Origin of the sequence: Pseudomonas sp. HMWF021 (assembly GCF_003061005.1) — a bacterium.
Classification (GTDB): domain Bacteria; phylum Pseudomonadota; class Gammaproteobacteria; order Pseudomonadales; family Pseudomonadaceae; genus Aquipseudomonas.
The window spans coordinates 17,727-39,173 of record NZ_QAIK01000159.1; the positions used below are offsets into that span (position 1 = coordinate 17,727).

The following is a 21,447-nucleotide window of genomic DNA, read 5'->3' on the forward strand; positions in this document are numbered from 1 at the left end:
CTGCCGCGCCTGCAAAAGCTGCTGCTCCAGCCGCTGCTGCTCCTGTATTCGCCGCTGGCGATCGTGTTGAAAAACGCGTGCCGATGACCCGTCTGCGTGCCAAGGTTGCCGAGCGTCTGGTTGAAGCCCAGTCGAACATGGCGATGCTGACCACCTTCAACGAAGTCGACATGACCGAAGTCATGGCGCTGCGTTCGAAGTACAAGGATCTGTTCGAGAAGTCCCACAACGGCGTACGCCTGGGCTTCATGTCGTTCTTCGTCAAGGCGGCCACCGAAGCGCTGAAACGCTTCCCGGCAGTCAACGCTTCGATCGACGGTGCAGACATCGTTTACCACGGCTACGCCGACATCGGTGTTGCCGTTTCCAGCGACCGTGGTCTGGTTGTACCGGTTCTGCGTAACGCCGAGCTGATGAGCCTGGCCGAAATCGAAGGCGGCATCGCCACGTTCGGCAAGAAGGCCCGTGACGGCAAGCTGTCGATGGAAGAGATGACCGGCGGTACCTTCACCATCACCAACGGTGGTACCTTCGGTTCGATGATGTCGACCCCGATCGTCAACCCGCCGCAGGCAGCGATTCTGGGCATGCACAACATCATCCAGCGTCCTATGGCCATCAATGGTCAGGTCGTGATCCGCCCGATGATGTACCTGGCACTGTCCTACGATCACCGTCTGATCGATGGCAAAGAAGCTGTGACCTTCCTGGTGACCATCAAGAACCTGCTGGAAGATCCGGCTCGTCTGTTGCTGGATATCTGATAGAAGCAGCCATGCGCTGCGGGTGGCGTACCGTCGGCAACGGCGGTACGGCCCGCAGCGCGCGGCTTGAAGCTTTTCGCTAAAGAGGATTTTTTGAATGTCGCAGAAATTTGACGTAGTAGTGATCGGTGCCGGCCCTGGCGGCTATGTAGCTGCCATCAAGGCCGCGCAGCTGGGTCTCACCACTGCCTGCATCGAGAAGTACACCGACGCTGAAGGCAAACAGGCCCTCGGCGGTACTTGCCTGAACGTCGGCTGCATTCCGTCCAAGGCGCTGCTGGACAGCTCCTGGAAGTACAAGGAAGCCAAAGAGAGCTTCAACGTTCACGGTATCTCGACCGGCGAAGTCAAAATGGACGTCGCTGCGATGGTTGGCCGCAAGGCTGGCATCGTCAAGAACCTGACCGGCGGCGTTGCCACCCTGTTCAAGGCCAACGGCGTTACTTCGATCCAGGGCCACGGCAAGCTGCTGGCCGGCAAGAAAGTCGAAGTCACCAAGCCTGACGGTTCGGTTGAAGTCATCGAAGCCGAAAACGTCATCCTGGCACCAGGTTCGCGTCCGATCGACATTCCACCGGCTCCGGTCGATCAGAAAGTCATCGTTGATTCGACTGGCGCTCTGGAATTCCAGTCCGTACCTAAACGTCTGGGCGTGATCGGCGCTGGCGTGATCGGTCTGGAACTGGGTTCGGTGTGGTCGCGTCTGGGCTCCGAAGTGGTTGTCCTGGAAGCCCTGGACACCTTCCTGATGGCAGCGGACACCGCTGTTTCCAAGGAAGCGCTGAAAACCCTGACCAAGCAAGGTCTGGACATCAAGCTGGGCGCTCGCGTAACCGGTTCCAAAGTGAACGGCGACGAAGTCGTTGTGAACTACACCGATGCCAACGGCGAACAGACCATCACTTTCGACAAGCTGATCGTAGCCGTTGGTCGCCGTCCGGTGACCACTGATCTGCTGGCTGCCGACAGCGGCGTGACCCTGGACGAGCGCGGTTTCGTGCACGTTGACGATCACTGCGCCACCACCGTACCGGGCGTTTACGCCATCGGTGACGTGGTTCGCGGCATGATGCTGGCGCACAAGGCGTCGGAAGAAGGCATCATGGTTGTCGAGCGCATCAAGGGCCACAAAGCCCAGATGAACTATGACCTGATCCCTTCGGTTATTTATACTCACCCGGAAATCGCGTGGGTTGGCAAAACCGAGCAGGCCTTGAAAGCCGAAGGCGTTGAAGTTAACGTCGGCACCTTCCCGTTCGCCGCTTCCGGCCGTGCCATGGCCGCCAACGATACTGGTGGTTTCGTCAAGGTCATCGCTGATGCCAAGACCGACCGCGTATTGGGCGTGCACGTGATTGGCCCGAGCGCTGCAGAACTGGTTCAGCAGGGCGCGATCGGTATGGAATTCGGCACCAGCGCTGAAGACCTGGGCATGATGGTTTTCTCCCATCCGACCCTGTCTGAAGCCTTGCACGAAGCTGCTCTGGCGGTGAATGGCGGCGCCATCCACATTGCCAACCGCAAGAAGCGTTAAGACACACAATAAGAAACCACGGCGGTAACGGCCCGTCGTGAGCCTTGCGAGCAAGTCTCACCGCGGAATGTCCGCTGGACGCAGTCTTGCGTAGCTGCACCGGGTATCCGGAAAGGCTACGCAAGCAGCAGTCACAGGTGGCGCGGCACTCATCAAGAGCGCAGCGCCGAATGCGCAGTACCTAACGAAGACGGTAAAAAGCATGAATCTTCACGAGTATCAGGGTAAGCAGCTGTTCGCTGAATACGGCCTGCCAGTTTCCACTGGTTACGCAGTAGACACCCCGGAAGCAGCAGCAGAAGCTTGCGACAAAATCGGCGGCAGCGAGTGGGTTGTCAAAGCCCAGGTCCACGCCGGTGGTCGCGGTAAAGCGGGCGGCGTCAAGCTGGTTCGCAACAAAGAAGACGCCAAGGCCTTCGCACAGCAGTGGCTGGGCAAGCGTCTGGTGACTTACCAGACTGACGCCAATGGTCAGCCAGTCACCAAGATCCTGGTTGAATCGTGCACTGATATCGCTAAAGAGCTGTACCTGGGCGCTGTCGTTGACCGTTCGAGCCGTCGCATCGTGTTCATGGCTTCCACCGAAGGTGGCGTGGACATCGAGAAAATCGCTCACGACACTCCAGAAAAAATTCTGAAAGCCACTATCGATCCACTGGTTGGCGCTCAGCCATTCCAGGGTCGCGAGCTGGCGTTCCAACTGGGTCTGGAAGGCAAGCAGGTTGCCCAGTTCGCCAAGATCTTCGTCGGTCTGGCCAAACTGTTCCAGGATCACGATCTGGCCCTGCTGGAAGTGAACCCGCTGGTGATCAAGGCTGACGGCGATCTGCACTGCCTGGACGCCAAGATCAACATCGACGCCAACGCCATGTACCGTCAGCCTAAGCTGAAGACTTTCCACGATCCGTCGCAAGACGATCCGCGCGAAGCGCACGCTGCCAAGTTCGAACTGAACTACGTAGCCCTGGAAGGCAACATCGGCTGCATGGTCAACGGTGCCGGCCTGGCCATGGGTACCATGGACATCGTCAACCTGCACGGCGGCAAGCCAGCCAACTTCCTCGACGTAGGTGGTGGTGCTACCAAAGAGCGCGTGACCGAAGCCTTCAAGATCATCCTGTCCGACACCAACGTCGCTGCAGTACTGGTCAACATCTTCGGCGGCATCGTTCGCTGCGACATGATTGCCGAAGGCATCATCGGCGCCGTGAAAGAAGTCGGCGTGAAAATCCCGGTTGTTGTTCGCCTTGAAGGCAACAACGCTGAGCTGGGCGCTAAAGTACTGGCAGAAAGCGGTTTGAACATCATCGCTGCTACCAGCCTGACCGACGCTGCTCAACAAGTTGTCAAAGCTGCGGAGGGCAAATAATGAGCGTCCTGATCAATAAAGACACCAAAGTTATCTGCCAGGGTATTACCGGTTCGCAAGGTAGTTTCCACACCCAGCAAGCCATCGAATACGGCACCAAGATGGTTGGTGGCGTAACGCCGGGCAAAGGCGGCACCGAGCACCTGGGTCTGCCAGTGTTCAACACCGTCAAAGACGCAGTTGCTGCCACTGGCGCTACCGCCAGCGTGATCTACGTTCCGGCTCCTTTCTGCAAGGACTCGATCCTGGAAGCAGCGTTCGGCGGCATCAAGCTGATCGTCTGCATCACCGAAGGCATTCCTACCCTGGACATGCTGGACGCCAAAGTTAAGTGCGACGAGCTGGGTGTTACCCTGATCGGCCCTAACTGCCCAGGCGTGATCACCCCAGGCGAATGCAAGATCGGCATCATGCCAGGTCACATTCACTTGCCAGGCAAGGTCGGTATCGTTTCGCGTTCCGGCACCCTGACCTACGAAGCTGTGAAGCAGACCACTGACGCCGGTTTCGGTCAGTCGACTTGCGTCGGCATCGGTGGTGACCCGATCCCGGGTTCGAACTTCATCGACATCCTGAAATTGTTCCAGGAAGACCCGAAGACCGAAGCGATCGTGATGATCGGCGAGATCGGCGGTTCGGCTGAAGAAGAAGCGGCTGCCTACATCAAGGCACACGTGACCAAGCCGGTTGTTTCCTACATCGCTGGTGTGACTGCTCCTCCGGGCAAGCGCATGGGCCATGCTGGCGCAATCATCTCTGGCGGCAAAGGCACTGCAGACGAGAAGTTCGCTGCGCTGCAAGACGCAGGCGTAAAAACCGTGCGTTCGCTGGCAGACATCGGCAAGGCCTTGGCCGAGCTGACCGGTTGGGCTGTCAAGTAAGCCTCGTGCTTGACTGACGCTTCACCAGACAAAGGCCACCTTCGGGTGGCCTTTGTTGTTTCTGAAGATCAAAAGATCGCAGCCTTCGGCAGCTCCTACCGATGATCCGGTGTAGGAGCTGCCGAAGGCTGCGATCTTTTGATCTTTGCTTTTTTTATGAAATTTAAATGCGTATACGCGACACGGAAACGTCGTGTATCGGATAGTTCGCCCTCAAACAGTGCGTTTGTCAGACGAATTCGTTAGTCTGGCAGCCATTTTTGCGTCTGCCGCCCAAAAGGCATGCGATGCGCTAAACGGGTCAGCCCCATACGGACTGGCAGCATTTCCCTAACCCTACAGGGAAATCCCTCTCTAAATTCCGATTCAGTAGTGTGGTATTTCCTTAATGAAAGTTTTGAAAGGTCAGGACATCCTGGCACTGGGTTTCATGACATTTGCCCTGTTCGTCGGGGCCGGCAACATCATTTTCCCGCCTATCGTCGGTTTGCAGTCCGGACCTAACGTCTGGATGGCGGCGCTGGGCTTCCTGATCACGGCGGTCGGTCTGCCGGTGATCACCGTCGTGGCCCTGGCAAAGGTGGGTGGTGCGATGGATGCGTTGAGTAGCCCGATCGGCAAGATTGCCGGTGGTGTGCTCGCCGCGGCGTGCTATCTGGCAGTTGGTCCGCTGTTCGCTACTCCACGTACTGCAACCGTGTCGTTCGAAGTGGGTCTGGCTCCGCTGACAGGCGAAAGCCCGCTGGCGCTGTTCCTCTACAGCTCGGTGTACTTCCTGCTGGTGTTTTTCATTTCGCTGTATCCGGGCCGCCTGCTCGATACCGTGGGGCGTTTCCTCGCACCGCTGAAAATCATCGCCCTGGCCGTACTCGGCATCGCCGCGTTCGCTTTGCCGGCCGGTGACATCGGTGTCGCCACCCCGGAATACGTTGCCGCACCGTTTTCTCAAGGCTTCATCAATGGTTACCTGACCATGGACACCCTGGGCGCTCTGGTATTCGGCATCGTCATCGTCAACGCGATCCGCTCCCGTGGCGTCGAGTCGCCTGTGCTGATCACCCGTTACGCGATCATCGCCGGGCTGATTGCCGGTGTCGGTCTGGCGCTGGTCTATGTCAGTCTGTTCCGCCTTGGTTCCGGCAGCCATGAAGTCGCTGCCGGTGCCACCAACGGCGCGGCGGTGCTGCATGCTTACGTGCAACACACCTTCGGCTCGCTGGGCAGTGGTTTCCTCGCGGTATTGATCTCGCTGGCCTGTCTGGTGACTGCGGTTGGCCTGACCTGTGCCTGCGCCGAGTATTTCAGCCGTGTCGTGCCGCTGTCGTACAAGACTCTGGTGATCATCCTCGCCGCGTTTTCGCTGCTGGTGTCCAATCTGGGCCTGACCAAGCTGATCGCGTTCTCGATCCCGGTACTCACCGCGATCTATCCACCGTGCATCGTTCTGGTGGCGCTGAGCTTCTGCAGTGCGTTCTGGCATGAACAGAGCCGTATCATGGGCCCGGTGATGTTGGTGTCGTTCATATTCGGCACCATCGATGCGTTGAAAGGCGCCGGCCTGGCTGACTGGATGCCATCGCAACTGGCTCACCTACCGCTGAGCGAGCAAGGTCTGGCGTGGCTGGTGCCGTGCGTGATGACCCTGATAGTTGCCGTCGTGTGCGACCGCCTGCTGGGCAAACGCGCCGAAGCACTCGCCTAAGATTGCCGGGCCGCCACAAGCGGCTCCCGAGCGATTAAACAGAAATGCCCCGGTATCAATCGATACGGGGCATTTTTTTGTATTTCACAAGCTATTGTTGATTGGCAGCGAGATAGCGGACGACGGTAGCCCTACTGAATAGATAGCGGCAGTCGCCTGATGCGATGATTTTGTTGTCAGGTTGCACGACTACTGACTCCCATAGTTCTCGATCATACCCGATTTTCGTTTCCTGAAATCCAGCGGTTCCGAAGGTGGTATCAGGTTTGCCTGTCACATCGTATCTAGCGACTAGCGAACTTTCATTGCTCCTGAGTCCGATCAGGCCTACAACAACAACTCCACTGGTTGTATTTCCACCTATCGCAGTCCATGAATTAGCCTTTCCTGTTGGCGCTTCACTGACCAAAGGCTTGCCACCGTTGAAAACGAGGTTGGGGCTGCCATTAGCGTTGTAAAAAGCAATTACGCCTCGTCGCTCAGTCCCCCAGACGTCATTCGAATTCAGATCTCGCGATCCAGCGACAATAACGCTGCCATCCGGATTCAGCATCATGCTCGAAAATCCCGTATATACGCCATCCACTCGGATTCGGATTTCGCCGTTCTGCCCAAATCCTTGGTCGGGTGTTCCATTGGGGTGGTAGCGGGCGATGAGGCCCTCATTGTCAAATGTGGAGCCTGCAATGGTGATCCTTCCGTCGTTCGATACGGCCACAGCTGCGATGCGGTAATTGGTTATCAGACTGCCTCTGCCATTGAACGATGCGTCTGGCGAACCGTCGTGTGAGAATTTTTGGATCAGTGTCCATGAAGTGATTACGATTGCGCCATCAGGGCCGATTGCAACGTTGGAAAGGGGAGAGCTCGAGGTATTTGCCGACATCGCTAGCACGCTCAATACATTTGGATTCGCAATCGGTGGGACGATCACTACGCCGTCATCACCAAAGGTTTGATCACGAGTTCCATCTGGACGAAGACGCAGGATGGCTTGATTTCGACCATCAGTACCATAATGGGTGCCGATCAATATAATGCTGCCGTCGTCATTTCGTTGAGCCCCAGATGGAAACGCGGGAGCACCATCCTTGAAGCCACCGGTGAAAATTCCGTTATTGGCGAATCTGGTATCCAAGGTGCCATTTTCCAGGAGCTGAACCAGCTGGAAATCCAGGCGGTCCTCCCAGCTGACGCTTCCCCACATCAAGATTCTGCCGTCGTCGAGTCGTGCCACAATACTAAGGGTGTCGCTGCCTGGTAGGGAAAAATCATAGGCAACTCCATCTTCACCAAAAGTGGGATCAAAGCCTTGGTTGTTCTGAATTTTTTTCGCGCGTATCTGAGTTGGTTTTAACATGGTTGGTGCTCCGGGGTGGTGGTTGGTCGTTCTCCAATGACATTACTCCACTGAAACCCCTTCTGAACCTGTCAAGTTTGACAGCTATTGATCGCGCACGATCAATAGAAATCCCGGTAAGCGGTGCCTTTTGCGCTCATCTGGCGTCCAAGCTGGGTTCGTGTCGCGTGGGGTAAAACTATGAAGTTATTGCTTGCGCGGAAACTCTTCTTGCTACTTGCCTGGCTATCATCAAAGGATCTGCATGTCGTTCATCCAAGCCAACCTGATCCACCTGCTGGCCGCGCTCTGGTTTGTCATCTGCTGGGGCGGTTACACCCGTTATGCGTCGTGGAAGGCCCGCGATACCGCGTGCCTGGCCAGTGTGCTGCACCTGTACCGCGAAGACTGGATGCGCCGCATGCTCTTGCGCGACAACCGCATCGCCGACGCCAGCGTGATCGGTAACCTGGAGCGCAATGCCTCGTTCTTCGCTTCCAGTACCCTGATCATCCTCGCCGGCATTCTCACCGTGCTGGGCGCTTCCGAGCGCGCCGTGTCGCTGCTGGCAGATATTCCGATGGTGCAGCAGGCGTCGCAGGGCATGTCGGAGATCAAGTTGCTGTGCCTGGCGCTGGTGTTCGTCTATGCGTTTTTCACGTTCAGCTGGTGCATGCGTCAGTACAATTTTGCCGCGGTACTGGTCGGCTCGGCGCCGATGATCGGTGAGCGACAAGTTTCCGAGCAGGAACGCAAGGCGTTCGCCCTGCGAGCGGCGCGGGTGATTTCGATGGCAGCCAATCAGTTCAACTTCGGCCTGCGCTCTTATTACTTCGGCATGAGCATGCTGGCGTGGTTTGTCAGCCCGTGGCTGTTCATGTTGATGAGTGCCGGCGTGGTGCTGGTGTTGTATCGCCGCGAGTTTCATTCCGACGTTCTCGACGTGATGGTCTATACCCCTACAGAGGCGCCATTGCCCGAAACCAATAAAGAGGCCGCTTGATGAGTATTCCGTTCTGGTGTGTGTTTATCAGTGCATTGTTGATCTACATCGCGCGCATGCCGGTGGCCAAGGCCATGAAAGAGCAGGGCGGTTACAACAATCACCTTCCACGCCAACAGCAGGCGCAACTCACGGGTTACGGTGCGCGGGCACTGGCGGCGCATCAAAACAGCATCGAAGCGTTCATTCTGTTTGCCGTCGGCGTGCTGATGGCGCACACCACACAAACGCAAGGCTGGTTGATCGATGCGCTGGCGATCATCTTTGTGATCGCGCGAATTCTCTACCTGTGGTTGTACCTGGCTGATAAACCATCGCTGCGCAGTCTGGTGTGGCTGGTCGGCCTGATCTGCTCTTTGTTGCTGATGATCAGTCCGACTTTTAGAACCGTACTGCTCTAAAAAAGCCTCTAAGCCAAGACTGACAATAAATCACAGGCAAAAGAAAACCCGCACTTGGCGGGTTTTCTTTTTCTGCATCAAGTCGCAATTATTGCTTCTTGGCAGCTTCTTCCTGAGCAGCTTGATTCGATTCAGCCTGAGCTTTGGCAGCTTCGGCGTTTTCTTTTGCTGCGTCGTTCACTTTATCCTGAGCTTTGTTCATGTCTTGCTGAGCTTGCTCAGCATGTTGGTTGGCATCTTGAGCTTTGTCCTCGGATTTTTTATCGCAGGCAGCGAGACCGAGGGAAGCGGTCAACATCAAGGCAATAGCTAAAGTCTTACGCATGGGGTGTTTCTCCTTATGGAAAATAACTACTGGCCTTAAGAGCGCCGCGCCAAAGGTTAAGTTCCTCATTTTGTTCAGATATATAAGTTTGTTTTTTAGTGGAACTTTTGCCGTGTTTCCTACTACTGGCAAAAGGCTCTAACGAGAGTAATTATCAAATGGCTGAAAACCCCGTTTTTGAGCGCGCGACGCGATTTCTCTCGGCCTTGCGCCATTGTCAGGTGCTCGGATTGACAGTGCACAGCGCCAGCAGCGAAGGGCTGACGGTCAAGTTGCCGTACAGCGCGCAAATCGTTGGCAACCCGCAGACCGGTGTCATCCACGGCGGAGCCATTACCTCGCTGATGGACACCGCGTGCGGCATGTCTACGCTGTGCGTGCTACCGGAATTCGAAGTCTGCCCGACGCTGGATCTGCGCATCGACTACATGCACGCCGCCGAGCCGAACAAGGACGTCTATGGCTTTGCCCAGTGTTATCGGGTCACCACCGATGTGATCTTCGCTCGCGGCTTTGCCTATCAGGATGACCCGCAGCAGCCGATCGCCCATGTCGTTGGCACGTTCATGCGCATGGGCAAGGGCTTGAAGGGTACTCAAGGATTCGGTGGCAAGATCAAAGGAGAACGTCCATGAGCGATGACTGGAAGCAACAACTGCTGCAGGCTCACGCTCAGGGCGATTACGCGCCGCTGCTGCAACTGATTCCTTATGCAGGGCTGATCGGCGTCGAATGCTCGCGAGTCGGCGATGAATTGCTGTTCAGACTGCCGGCGAACAAGGACAACATTGGTAACCCTTTATTACCGGCGATCCATGGCGGAGTGATTGCCGGGTTCATGGAGCTGGCGGCCGCGTTGCATTTGTTGATTTTCACCGAGGCGCCCGGGGTGCCGAAGATCATCGATTTTTCCCTGGATTACCTGCGTGCCGGGCAGTTTCGTGACACCTGGGCCAAGTGTCAGGTCTGTCGCCAGGGCCGGCGCGTGGCCAACGTCGCGGTCACGGCCTGGCAAAGCACCGAGAGCGAACCGATCGCCACCGCCCGTGCACATTTCAAAATCGATGAGCCCTTGAAATCCTGAACGCAGCCCCCAACTCAGTGAACAACCCGCCGCCGACCCTCCGGGTCGCGGCCACTGCCATCTGATTGGAGTTTGATGACCATGAGTGTGGAAACTCAAAAGGAAACCCTGGGCTTCCAGACCGAGGTAAAGCAGCTGCTGCACCTCATGATCCATTCGCTGTATTCCAATAAGGAAATCTTCCTTCGCGAATTGATCTCGAACGCCTCTGACGCTGTCGACAAGCTGCGCTTCGAAGCCCTGGCCAAGCCTGAGTTGCTCGAAGGTGGCGCTGAACTGAAAATCCGTGTGAGTTTCGACAAGGACGCCAAGACCGTCACCCTCGAAGACAACGGTATCGGCATGAACCGTGACGATGTGATCACCCACCTGGGGACCATCGCCAAATCGGGCACCGCCGATTTCATGAAGAATCTCTCGGGCGATCAGAAGAAAGATTCGCACCTGATCGGCCAGTTCGGTGTGGGCTTCTACTCCGCCTTCATCGTCGCCGACAAAGTCGACGTGTACAGCCGTCGCGCCGGCACCCCGGCCAGCGAAGGCGTGCACTGGTCGTCGAAAGGCGAGGGCGAGTTCGAAGTTGCCACCGTCGAAAAGCCAGAGCGTGGCACCCGCATTGTCCTGCACCTGAAGTCCGGTGAAGACGAGTTCGCCGACGGCTGGCGTCTGCGCAACATCATCAAGAAATACTCCGACCACATCGCGCTGCCGATCGAGCTGCCGAAAGAAGTCACTGTCGCTGAAGGTGAAGAGAAGCCTGCTGTTGAATGGGAAACCGTCAACCGCGCCAGCGCCCTGTGGACCCGTCCGCGCACTGAAGTGAAGGACGAGGAATACCAGGAGTTCTACAAGCACATCGCTCACGACTTCGAAAACCCGCTGGCCTGGAGCCACAACAAGGTCGAAGGCAAGCTCGAGTACAGCTCGCTGCTGTACGTGCCAGCCCGTGCGCCGTTCGATCTGTACCAGCGTGAAGCGCCGAAAGGCCTGAAGCTGTACGTGCAGCGCGTGTTCGTGATGGATCAGGCCGAGTCGTTCCTGCCGCTGTACCTGCGTTTCATCAAGGGTGTGGTTGACTCCAACGACCTGTCGCTGAACGTGTCGCGGGAAATCCTGCAGAAAGACCCGATCATCGACTCGATGAAAACCGCGTTGACCAAGCGCGTGCTGGACATGCTGGAAAAACTGGCGAAGAACGAGCCTGAGCAATACAAGGGTTTCTGGAAAAACTTCGGTCAGGTCATGAAAGAAGGCCCGGCAGAAGATTTCGCCAACAAGGAAAAAATTGCCGGTCTGCTGCGTTTCGCATCGACCCAAGGTGACGACGGCGAGCAGATCGTCGGTCTGGCCGACTACCTGGCGCGCGCCAAGGAAGGTCAGGACAAGATCTACTACCTCACCGGTGAAACCTACGCGCAGGTCAAGAACAGCCCGCACCTGGAAGTCTTCCGCAAGAAAGGCATCGAAGTGCTGCTGCTGACCGACCGTATCGACGAGTGGCTGATGAGCTATCTCAACGAATTCGACGGCAAGACCTTTGTCGACGTGGCGCGCGGTGATCTGGATCTGGGCAACCTGGACTCGGAAGAGGACAAGAAAGCCGCGGAAGAAGTCGCCAAGTCCAAGGAAGGTCTGGTCGAGCGTCTGAAAACAGCGTTGGGCGATTCCGTTGCCGAGGTTCGCGTTTCTCACCGTCTGACCGATTCGCCAGCCATTCTGGCCATCGGCGAACAGGACCTGGGCCTGCAAATGCGCCAGATCCTCGAAGCCAGCGGGCAGAAAGTGCCGGAATCGAAGCCGATCTTCGAATTCAACCCGAGCCACCCGCTGATCGAGAAACTCGACGGCGAGCAGAACGAAGGGCGTTTTGGCGATCTGTCGCACATCCTTTTCGATCAGGCCGCCCTGGCGGCTGGCGAAAGCTTGAAAGACCCGGCCGCTTACGTGACCCGTCTGAACAAGCTGCTGGTTGAACTGTCAGCTTGATCACGTTGTAGAAAAACCCGCTTCGGCGGGTTTTTTCATTCTGGTGTTTAACCTTCAGGAGTCAGAAATGAGCCAAGTCACTGTACGTTCCGTGGTCTATCAGATCGACGGCCAGCCCTATGAAGGTCGTCTGGCGTTCGACGCCGAGCACAAGGGCGCACGCCCGGGGCTGTTGATGGCGCCGAACTGGATGGGCGTCAGCGCCGGTGCCGAGGAGATCGCCAAGTCGGTCGCGGCCAAGGGCTACGTGGTGTTGATTGCTGACGTGTACGGCCAGGCGGTGCGTCCGCAGAACGGCGATCAGGCCGGCGCGGCGATGATGCCACTGAAAAACGACCGTGCACTGCTGCGCAAACGCATGCAGGCCGCATTCGAGCAGTTGCAGAAGCAGGGAGAAGCGGCAGTCGATACGTCGAAGCTGGCGGTGTTCGGTTTCTGCTTTGGTGGTTGCTGTGCGCTGGATCTGGCGCGTACCGGTGCGCCAGTGAAAGCCGCGGTGTCGTTCCATGGCACGCTGGATTCGCCGAACCCGGCGGATGCCAAGAATATCAAGGGTTCAGTGCTGGTATTGCACGGCGCTTCCGATCCGTTGGTGCCGAAAGAACAGTTGCCAGCGTTTGAAGACGAGATGAACGCAGCGAATGTCGATTGGCAGTTGCTCAGCTACGGCGGTGCAGTGCATTCGTTCACCGATCCGCATGCCAATGTGCCAGGCAAGATGATGTACGACGCGAAGACCGCCAAGCGCGCGTTCAAGTCGATGCATGATTTGCTGGATGAAGTGTTCAAAGGCTGATTGTTTCAAAATCAAAAGATCGCAGCCTGCGGCAGCTCCTACATCGATCGCATGTAGGCGCTGCCGCAGGCTGCGATCTTTTGCTTTACCGGCCTGCAGGCAATTCAATCCGCTCGACTTCACCCGGCACCTTCGGCCAATCCCCGGCCGTCCATTTGCGCCGTGCCTCATCGATCGCCGCCGGATCGCTCGCGACAAAATTCCAGTTGATCCGCCGTGGCCCGTCCAGCGCAGCGCCGCCAAACACCACCGCGTGCACATCACTTTCGGCAAACAGACTCATTTCTTCCCCGGCCGGCAATACCGCCAGCGCATGGGGTTCGAGGGGCTCGCCATTCAACTGCGCATCGCCACTCAACACATAAACCGCGCGTTCCGCGTGCTCGGTCGGGATCAGCAAGGTGGTTGCGGTTTGCATCTTCACTTCGGCGTACAGCGTAGGAGAAAGCACCGGCACCGGTGATTCCAGACAAAAGCCCGACCCGGCGATCATCCGGATCTGCACGCCAAGGTTATCGCTGACCGGCAGGGTGGCCGCCGGGTGATGGCTGTAATGCCCCGGGCCTTGCTCGTGATCCTTGGGCGAAGCCAGCCAGATCTGCAAGCCGTGCATCGTGAAGCTTTGCTCCCACAACGGCTCGGGTGTGCGCTCGACGTGGGCAATCGCACTGCCAGCGGTCATCCAGCTGACATCGCCGGCGCTGACCACCAGATCGGAGCCAAGGCTGTCCTTGTGCTGGATCTGTCCTTGGAACAAGTAGGTCAGGGTCGACAGGCCAATGTGCGGATGCTGTCGGATGTTCATGCCTTTGCCCGTCGGATAAACCGTTTCGAGCATGTGGTCGAAAAACACGAATGGCCCGACGCTGCGGCATTTGGCTGACGGCAGCGGACGCAGGATCGGCTGGCCTTCGACGTCTTCGGCGCGCGGGCGGATGATCAGGAGTGGTGTATCCATGGTGCATTCCAGGCTGAGCGGGTGATGCCAGAAGCATAACCCGCCGCTGGCACGAGGGGGTTACTGGCTGTCGAAGCCTTGTGGCGCGTGGGTTTCGATGCTGACGTCGGTGGTGGTCATCAGTTTATGGATCGGGCAGCGATCGGCCACGCGCAGCAGTTCTTCGCGTTGCGCGTCGGTTAACACGCCTTTGAGCGTCAGGGTGACGTGCAGCACGTATTTGCCTTTCTGCTCTTCGGTGTTGTCGCGTTTGACCTCAACACCGACGCCGGTCAGCGGGATGTCTTTCTTTTTTGCGTACATCTTCAAGGTCAGGGCCTTGCAGGCGCCGAGGGCTGCGTCGAAGTAATCGTGCGGCTCTGGGGCCGAGCCTTCGCCGCCAGCCGATTTCGGTACGTCGGCAAACAATTCGTGGTCATCGATCTTTACGGTGTGACGAAAACCTTCGGCGGAGACGGTATTGACGGTAACAGTCATGGCAACCTCACTGGCAGTAGGAAAAGTCGTGCGATCAAAAAAGACCTTGCAGTTATAGAGCATTCCCACAGAGCTGCGTTCCACTTTCCTGCAGGATGAACCCTGGTCATCGGCTCAGGGTCTAGGCTATGCCTACTTGTCGGAGATTACTTGTGCCCTTGTTTCGTTTAAGTCTTGCCTGCCTGCTGGCATTTGCCGGCAGCGCCAATGCGCGCGAATACACCTACAGCGATGCGCACCTGCACTACGTGGATTTCTTCCAGGAAACCGCTGGCATGGCGAAACTGCTCACGGCCATGCAAGACAATTCCATCGATCACGTGATGATTTCCGGTATTCCCGTGGCAAAGAAATGGCACGAGGACGAACCCAAGCGACCGCGCTATTACGCCGGTGATGACGCGGATGCCTACTGGTACAGCGCCACCGACGTGATCGTCGCTGACGCCGTGCAGAAACTGACGCCGGAGCAGCGTCTGCACTTTCATCCATTCCTGTCGGGCTTCAACCCCAACGACAAGAACTCCGCCGCACATATCCAGCGCATGCTCGATCTGTATCCGGGGTTGTGGCAGGGCATCGGCGAAGTATTCACCCGGCATGACGATCTCACTGCGCTGACGGCGGGCGATACGCCACGGGCCAATAACGAGGCGATGAAGCGGGTATATCACCTGGCGGCGGAAAACGATCTGCCGGTGATGCTGCATTCCAACATCACCTCCAAGCGTGAGAAGAATCCGCTTTATCTGAAGGAAATAGAGGAGCCGTTGCGTAATCACCCGCACACGCGGTTCATCTGGGCTCACGCCGGCACTAGCGCGGAGATTCATCGGCACCAGACGCATTTGAAATTTCTTCTGCCCACCGTCAGCCGGATGCTGGAGACTTATCCAAATCTGTTCATCGATCTGTCCTGGAGCATGCTCACACCGTATCTGCTCGACGAGCAGGGCAAGCCGCGCCCGGAATGGCTGGCATTGGTGGAGAAATACCCTGAGCGCTTCATGCTCGGCTCGGATGTTGTAGGTCGATTCAACAAATTGGGTAAGGAAATGCGCAGCTTCACGCCGTTTCTCGATGCGTTGCCCGAGGAGGTCGCGCATAAAGTTGCTCGGGACAACTTCTTGGGGATATTGCCGCGAACAGCGTCCAAGTCCGGGAAAAGCCCGCTAAATCGTTAAGGCAGAGGTGTTCGGAGTATCAAGGCCTTTTGATATCACCTTTTCGTCTTACGCAAATTGTCTGCGGGCCGATACCTTCTAAAGCAACCAGCTGCAGGGTTGATGCAGCGCTTTTGGAAGGAGCCAGAGTAATGAGTATCCGCAGTCTCAATATTGCGCCGCGTGCCGGGCTGGGTTTTGGTGTGTTGGCGTTGATGGTGTTTGCCCTGGGGGCGTTCGCCCTGCTGCAAATGTCGAACATGCGCGCCCAGTCTGATGAGGTCGACAACAACTGGCTGCCGAGCGTGATGGCGGTGGGCGAGATGAGTCAGGACATGCTGCGCCTGCGTGCGCTGACCATGCGCCTGCTGCTCAATCGCGACCCGCAGGCGCTGGCGCAGAATGTCGCCAAGCTCAACGAATTGCGGGGTGTGCTTAGTGAAGCGCAGCAACGCTATGACGTGCTGATTGTGCTGCCGGAAGAGCGCAGGTTATTTGATCGCTTCAAGGTTGCCGAGCACAAGTATCTGGAATTTCAGGCGCAGGTCATGCAGTTGTCGGCGCAGAACCGGGTGGAGGAGGCTGCCGCCATCCTCAATGGTGAGATGAGCCCGTTAGCCGATGACATGGCCGTCACCCTGAAGGAACTGGTCGAACTGAACAAGCACAACGCCAACCTTGCCACCGAAGCCGCTCGACTGGTGTTCATCAATTCGCGGGTGTGGGTCGGGGTGATGATCGGCATCACCGCACTGATCACCATCGGTCTGGCGTTACTGTTGACCCGCAGCATCGTCCTGCCGCTGGCGCAATCGCTGGGCGTGGCTGAAGTGGTGGCCGGGGGCGATCTGACCGGTGATATCAGTATTTCCGGCAAGGACGAGCCGGCGCGGCTGCTGCAGGCGCTCAAGAGCATGCAGCACAACCTGCGCGACACCATCCGCCAGATATCCGATTCATCCAGCCAGTTGGCGTCCGCTTCCGAAGAACTCAGTTGCGTTACCGAAGACGCCACTCGCGGGCTGCATCAGCAAAGTCTGGAGATCGAACAAGCCGCCACAGCGGTCAACCAGATGACCGCTGCCGTGGAAGAGGTTGCGAGCAACGCCGTGGCAACCTCGGAGGCGTCCCGCGAGTCTGACCGCATTGCCCAGCATGGGCGTGAGCAGGTCAAGCAAACCGTGGTTTCAATCGAATCGCTGGCGCAGGATGTCACCGCCAATGCAGCGCAGGTGGAGGATCTGGCGCAAAAGGTTCACGGCATCAGCAAGGTGCTGGACGTGATCCGCTCGATTGCCGAACAGACCAATCTGCTGGCGCTGAACGCGGCGATCGAGGCAGCGCGGGCCGGGGATGCCGGTCGCGGCTTCGCGGTGGTGGCCGATGAGGTGCGGGCGCTGGCCCATCGCACACAGCAATCGACCCAGGAAATCGAGCAGATGATCGGTGGCATTCAGCAGGGCACCGATTCGGCGGTGAGTTCGATGCAGCAGAGCAACATCCGTGCGCATTCGACGCTGGAACTGGCCAAGGCGGCAGGCGTGGCGCTGGAGGAAATCGCTTCAGCGTTCACCTTGATCAACGAGCGCAACCTGGTGATCGCCAGTGCCTCGGAGGAGCAGGCAGCGGTGGCGCGGGAAGTGGATCGTAATCTGATGAATATCCGTGACCTGGCAACGCAGACCTCGGCGGGGGCGAATCAGACCAGTGCGGCCAGCCAGGAGTTGTCGCGACTGGCGGTGGATTTGAACAATATGGTGGCCAAATTCTCGGTCTGATCTGACCCTTGACGATTGCACTCACCCCCTGTGGGAGCGGGCTTGCTCGCGAAGGCGTTGTATCAGATACATCTTCGTTAGCTGGCAGACCGCTTTCGCGAGCAAGCCCGCTCCCACAGTAGTTGTGCGTCGCTTGAGGAGTTGCAGGCACAAAAAAGCCCCGCATCTGCGGGGCTTTTTGTTGTAGCGACGGATCAGCTGCCTTTAACGGTTTTGCCGTTGACCGTGCCGTCCTGGAGCATGATGTTGTACTCCTTGCCGTCGGTTTCAACCTGTTGCAGGCGAACCAGCAAATAATCCCAGTCCTTGGCGAACCACAGCACGGTGATGCGTTTGCTTTGTGTCGGGTCGCGGACGCGCTCGACCTTGATTGCATCGATCTTGCCGGCCTTGGTGTCGACTTTCTCGGCACCCAGTACGCGGAAATCGTAAGTGTCGACTTCATTACCGTCGACCACTTGATAACTCATGGTCTTTTTGCCATCGGCCACATCGTGCTGCAGGGCCAACTGATAAGTCGACTTGTCGACCATGCCACGGTTCAGCGGGACTTTCACCGCGTCGCCACGGTCGGTGCCGGTGACCATTTTCGCGTTCCAGTCGAAATCCAGATCGGATTTCTTGGCCTTGCCCAGACCACCGCGTTCGAAGTGGTAGGACTGCGGCAGCAGGGTGCCTTTGTCCAGGGTCAGGGTGCTTTCTTCGGTCAGGCTGGCGATCATCATCGACGCCTTGAAGCTGAGTTTCCAGACGCCGTTGGCTTCCTTGGCCAGGCTGCGTTCGGCAGTGCCGCTCATGGGCAACTGTTTCCAGTCGGCGGTGTAGCTGGCGGAGAACGGTTGAAGGTCAGCCGCCTGCGCAAAGGGCAGGGCAAGCAAAGCGCAAGCGAAGAGCAGGGCGCGACGCATAAAATCTCCTAGTGTCGAATCAAGTGGCCGCTGGCCGCGAGTAACTGGCCATCCAGTAAAGCACCTTGCTCACCGAGTGCCAGTCGGCCTTCGGCAAACCAGCGTACAGCCATCGGGTAGATCAGGTGTTCCTGGACATGCACTCGCTGCGCAAGACTGTGCGGCGTGTCGTGCAACTCTACCGGTATTACTGCCTGTACGACCAGTGGTCCACCATCGAGTTCCTCGGTGACGAAGTGCACGGAGCAGCCGTGTTCCGCGTCGCCGGCCTCCAGCGCGCGCTGATGAGTGTGTAACCCTTTGTATTTGGGCAGCAGCGACGGGTGGATGTTGAGCAGACGACCCTGATAGTGGCGCACGAAATCAGCGCTGAGAATGCGCATGAATCCGGCCAGTACCACGAGTTTCGGTTTGAATTCGTCGATCAGTTCGATCAGGGCAGCATCGAAGGCCTCGCGACCTTCGAATGCCTTGTGATCCAGCGAGCGGGTGGCGATACCCGCGTCACTGGCGCGTTGCAGGCCGTACGCATCGGCGCGGTTGGAAATCACCGCAGCAATGCGGACCGGGCTGTCGCCGGTCCGCGTGCTGTCGATCAGAGCCTGCAAGTTACTGCCGGTGCCGGACAACAGCACCACGACATCACAGGTATTAGGCATTAGTGAGCCTTGAGGTTTTTCAGCTCGACCTGTGCAGCGCCTTCGGCAGCGGCAGCGATCTGGCCGATGACCCATGGCTGCTCGCCAGCGTCACGCAGGGTGTTCAGGGCCACTTCAACGTGCTCCTGAGCCACGCAGATGACCATGCCGACGCCGCAGTTCAGCACGCGGTGCATCTCGGTTTCGTCGACGTTGCCTTTCTCTTGCAGCCAGTCGAAGACGGCCGGGCGAGTCCAGCTGGCCACGTCAACCACGGCCTGAGCGCCTTTTGGCAGAACGCGCGGGATGTTGTCCAGCAGACCGCCACCGGTGATGTGGGCCATGGCTTTGACGGCGCCAGTGTCTTTGATCAGCTTGAGCAACGGCTTCACGTAGATGCGGGTCGGGGCCATCAGCAGGTCGGTCAGCGGCTTGCCGTCGAGCTGAACGGTTTCGATGTCGGCACCGGACACTTCGATGATCTTGCGGATCAGCGAGTAACCGTTGGAGTGCGGGCCGGACGATGGCAGGGCGATCAGGGCGTCACCGGTGGCGACTTTCGAACCGTCGATGATTTCTGCCTTTTCCACGACGCCGACGCAGAAGCCGGCCAGGTCGTAGTCTTCGCCTTCATACATGCCAGGCATTTCAGCGGTTTCGCCGCCGACCAGGGAGCAGCCAGCCAGTTCGCAGCCTGCACCGATACCGGTGACGACAGTGGCGGCCACGTCAACGTTCAGCTTGCCAGTGGCGTAGTAGTCGAGGAAGAACAGCGGTTCAGCGCCGCATACCACCAGATCGTTGACGCACATGGCGACCAGGTCCTGGCCGATGCTGTCGTGCTTGTTCAGGTTCAGCGCCAGGCGCAGCTTGGTGCCGACGCCGTCGGTGCCGGAAACCAGCACAGGCTGCTTGTAGCCGGCCGGGATTTCGCAGAGGGCGCCGAAACCGCCCAGGCCGCCCATGACTTCCGGGCGCGCAGTGCGCTTGGCGACGCTCTTGATGCGTTCGACCAATGCTTCACCGGCGTCGATGTCTACACCGGCGTCCTTGTAGCTCAGGGAGGGTTGCTTGCTCATGATCCAGGCCTTTAGGGGAGGGGATTCAGGGGTAACGACCGAGTTCAGCGGGAACATCGAAATCGAAGGGGCGATGGCCTCACGCGAATTTCGGGGTGCCCGGCTGTTGCCGGTCTGCGAAGGCGCGCGATTTTATCAGGCTTGAGGGGCAGCGGCCATCCTCGCGCCGACGGGCAGGGGCATAATCGACTGAAATTTTTTGCAATTGTGCCGGGTGGGTGCCTGTATAAGGTGTGCCGATTAACCGTCTATCGTTATCCCTGTGCAAAAACTTACCGCCGCCGTGTGAATGTTTTGCGATGGCAGATTGTCACAGCCTTGCTAAAACGGTTCACGCGGCCTGTTCCAGCCGCTCCTGTCGACGGGAATTTTCCATGCGTTTTTGTAAATTGTTGGTTGTGGGTTGTTTGTCGTTGGTCAGCCTGGCGAGTCATGCCGAAAACCTCAAAGGTCTCTATCAGGTGCGTCAGCCGGTCAGCAGCCAGGCGCCGGAAGAACGTGATCGCGCCACTCAGGCGGCGCTGGATACGCTGGTGCTGCGCCTGACCGGCGACCCTAAGGCTGTGCAAAATCCTGGGCTGGCAGCGATTCGCAAGGACCCGCAACAAATCATCAGCCAGTTCGGTTTCGATGCCGGGCCACCGGAAGTGCTGAAAGTCGATTTCGACCCGGCCACCACCGAGCAGGCCTTGCGTCGCGCGGGGCTGTCATTGTGGGGTGCGAGTCGGCCGTCGATTCTGAGCTGGTGGCTGAATGACTCGGCTGAAGGTTCGAGCCTGGTCGGCGATGGTCAGGCCGCTGCTGCACCGTTGCGTGCGGCGGCTCAGCATCGTGGTTTGCCCTTGCGTTTGCCGCTGGCGGATCTGAGTGAGCAACTGGTGGCCACCGCGCCAGTGCTGGACGGCACCGATCCCGCGCCATTGCGCGGCGCTTCGGAGCGTTACGGCGCGGATGCCTTGCTGGCGGTGCATGCGCACGAAGAGGGTGGGCAGTGGCAGGCCAAGTGGCATCTGTGGCTGGGCGACCAGAAAGAGGCTGGCAGTGTGCAGGGCGCCGATCAGGCCGCTGTGGCCGATGCGGTGATGCTGGCGGTGGCCGAGCGTCTGGCCCCGCGATTTGTTGCCAGGCCTGGCGCTTCCGGCCAGCAGACGCTCGAAGTGCAGGGCATGAATCTTGAGCATTACGCCGCGCTGTTGCGGTTACTCGAACCGTTTGGTGTGCGTCTGCAGAGTGTCGATGGTGATCGCATTGTGTATCGGGTC

The 21,447-nt window shown here is 58.1% G+C and carries 21 protein-coding genes; 14 read left to right on the forward strand and 7 right to left on the reverse strand.

What is annotated here, in order from left to right:
- The 5 genes from odhB to brnQ form a co-directional block, all read left to right on the forward strand.
- On the forward strand, positions 1-764 hold a 764-nt coding region (odhB, locus tag DBR18_RS29760), incomplete at its 5' end, for a 2-oxoglutarate dehydrogenase complex dihydrolipoyllysine-residue succinyltransferase (protein WP_256588853.1).
- A gap of 97 nt (positions 765-861) precedes the next feature.
- Positions 862-2,298: a dihydrolipoyl dehydrogenase gene (gene lpdA, locus DBR18_RS22825; protein WP_108592011.1), complete on the forward strand. Its 1,437-nt coding sequence runs from the start codon at positions 862-864 to the stop codon at positions 2,296-2,298.
- A 202-nt stretch (positions 2,299-2,500) separates the two neighbouring features.
- Positions 2,501-3,667 (forward strand): ADP-forming succinate--CoA ligase subunit beta, encoded by a 1,167-nt coding sequence (gene sucC / locus DBR18_RS22830; protein ID WP_003223015.1) that lies wholly within the window; start codon positions 2,501-2,503, stop codon positions 3,665-3,667.
- Positions 3,667-4,548, forward strand: coding sequence for a succinate--CoA ligase subunit alpha (gene sucD / locus DBR18_RS22835; protein WP_003223019.1), 882 nt, complete (start codon positions 3,667-3,669; stop codon positions 4,546-4,548). Before sucC ends, sucD begins: the two co-directional genes overlap by 1 nt.
- A 388-nt stretch (positions 4,549-4,936) precedes the next feature.
- The gene (gene brnQ, locus DBR18_RS22840; protein ID WP_108592012.1) at positions 4,937-6,250 is read left to right on the forward strand and encodes a branched-chain amino acid transport system II carrier protein; all 1,314 of its coding nucleotides are present in this window, start codon (positions 4,937-4,939) and stop codon (positions 6,248-6,250) included.
- Positions 6,251-6,341: 91 nt separating this feature from the next.
- Here brnQ and DBR18_RS22845 read toward each other — a convergent pair whose 3' ends face one another.
- Positions 6,342-7,610 carry a hypothetical protein gene (locus DBR18_RS22845; RefSeq protein WP_108592013.1) on the reverse strand — a complete coding sequence of 423 codons (1,269 nt, stop codon included), beginning with the start codon at positions 7,608-7,610 and terminating at the stop codon, positions 6,342-6,344.
- Positions 7,611-7,854: 244 nt separating this feature from the next.
- Between DBR18_RS22845 and DBR18_RS22850 the strand changes: the two genes are divergently transcribed.
- Positions 7,855-8,592: a DUF599 domain-containing protein gene (locus tag DBR18_RS22850; protein WP_003223022.1), complete on the forward strand. Its 738-nt coding sequence runs from the start codon at positions 7,855-7,857 to the stop codon at positions 8,590-8,592.
- Positions 8,592-8,993 (forward strand): MAPEG family protein, encoded by a 402-nt coding sequence (locus DBR18_RS22855; RefSeq protein WP_108592014.1) that lies wholly within the window; start codon positions 8,592-8,594, stop codon positions 8,991-8,993. Before DBR18_RS22850 ends, DBR18_RS22855 begins: the two co-directional genes overlap by 1 nt.
- Before the next feature lie 88 nt (positions 8,994-9,081).
- On the opposite strand, the gene DBR18_RS22860 is transcribed toward DBR18_RS22855, so the two are convergent.
- Entirely contained in the window at positions 9,082-9,318 is a 237-nt protein-coding gene (locus tag DBR18_RS22860) for a hypothetical protein (RefSeq protein WP_007962865.1), read from the reverse strand.
- 158 nt (positions 9,319-9,476) lie between these two features.
- Here DBR18_RS22860 and DBR18_RS22865 point away from each other — a divergent pair, with 158 nt between their 5' ends.
- From DBR18_RS22865 to DBR18_RS22880, 4 genes are all read left to right on the forward strand, one after another.
- Positions 9,477-9,953 carry a PaaI family thioesterase gene (locus DBR18_RS22865; protein ID WP_108592015.1) on the forward strand — a complete coding sequence of 159 codons (477 nt, stop codon included), beginning with the start codon at positions 9,477-9,479 and terminating at the stop codon, positions 9,951-9,953.
- Positions 9,950-10,402 (forward strand): PaaI family thioesterase, encoded by a 453-nt coding sequence (locus DBR18_RS22870; protein WP_108592016.1) that lies wholly within the window; start codon positions 9,950-9,952, stop codon positions 10,400-10,402. The genes DBR18_RS22865 and DBR18_RS22870 overlap by 4 nt, the downstream gene beginning before the upstream one ends.
- 81 nt (positions 10,403-10,483) lie before the next feature.
- Positions 10,484-12,388 (forward strand): molecular chaperone HtpG, encoded by a 1,905-nt coding sequence (gene htpG / locus DBR18_RS22875; RefSeq protein WP_177482424.1) that lies wholly within the window; start codon positions 10,484-10,486, stop codon positions 12,386-12,388.
- A 67-nt stretch (positions 12,389-12,455) separates the two neighbouring features.
- Positions 12,456-13,184 (forward strand): dienelactone hydrolase family protein, encoded by a 729-nt coding sequence (locus tag DBR18_RS22880; RefSeq protein ID WP_108592018.1) that lies wholly within the window; start codon positions 12,456-12,458, stop codon positions 13,182-13,184.
- 85 nt (positions 13,185-13,269) lie between these two features.
- Here DBR18_RS22880 and DBR18_RS22885 read toward each other — a convergent pair whose 3' ends face one another.
- On the reverse strand, positions 13,270-14,142 hold the full coding sequence (locus DBR18_RS22885) for a pirin family protein (protein WP_108592019.1): 873 nt from the start codon (positions 14,140-14,142) through the stop codon (positions 13,270-13,272).
- Positions 14,143-14,202: 60 nt separating this feature from the next.
- Positions 14,203-14,619 (reverse strand): OsmC family protein, encoded by a 417-nt coding sequence (locus DBR18_RS22890; RefSeq protein WP_108592020.1) that lies wholly within the window; start codon positions 14,617-14,619, stop codon positions 14,203-14,205.
- A 128-nt stretch (positions 14,620-14,747) separates the two neighbouring features.
- Here DBR18_RS22890 and DBR18_RS22895 point away from each other — a divergent pair, with 128 nt between their 5' ends.
- Positions 14,748-15,803 carry an amidohydrolase family protein gene (locus tag DBR18_RS22895; RefSeq protein WP_108592021.1) on the forward strand — a complete coding sequence of 352 codons (1,056 nt, stop codon included), beginning with the start codon at positions 14,748-14,750 and terminating at the stop codon, positions 15,801-15,803.
- Between the two features lie 131 nt (positions 15,804-15,934).
- On the forward strand, positions 15,935-17,560 hold the full coding sequence (locus DBR18_RS22900) for a methyl-accepting chemotaxis protein (protein ID WP_108592022.1): 1,626 nt from the start codon (positions 15,935-15,937) through the stop codon (positions 17,558-17,560).
- Between the two features lie 194 nt (positions 17,561-17,754).
- Here the strand turns inward: DBR18_RS22900 and DBR18_RS22905 are convergent, their stop codons facing one another.
- From DBR18_RS22905 to purM, 3 genes are read right to left on the reverse strand one after another with little or no spacing between them, the layout of a single operon-like run.
- A complete protein-coding gene (locus DBR18_RS22905) occupies positions 17,755-18,468 on the reverse strand; it encodes a DUF3108 domain-containing protein (RefSeq protein WP_108592023.1) in 714 nt (237 codons plus the stop codon).
- A gap of 8 nt (positions 18,469-18,476) precedes the next feature.
- Positions 18,477-19,127 carry a phosphoribosylglycinamide formyltransferase gene (gene purN / locus DBR18_RS22910; protein ID WP_108592024.1) on the reverse strand — a complete coding sequence of 217 codons (651 nt, stop codon included), beginning with the start codon at positions 19,125-19,127 and terminating at the stop codon, positions 18,477-18,479.
- Positions 19,127-20,185 (reverse strand): phosphoribosylformylglycinamidine cyclo-ligase, encoded by a 1,059-nt coding sequence (gene purM, locus DBR18_RS22915; RefSeq protein ID WP_108592025.1) that lies wholly within the window; start codon positions 20,183-20,185, stop codon positions 19,127-19,129. Before purM ends, purN begins: the two co-directional genes overlap by 1 nt.
- Positions 20,186-20,559: 374 nt before the next feature.
- Here purM and DBR18_RS22920 point away from each other — a divergent pair.
- On the forward strand, positions 20,560-21,447 hold an 888-nt coding region (locus DBR18_RS22920), incomplete at its 3' end, for a DUF2066 domain-containing protein (RefSeq protein ID WP_108592026.1).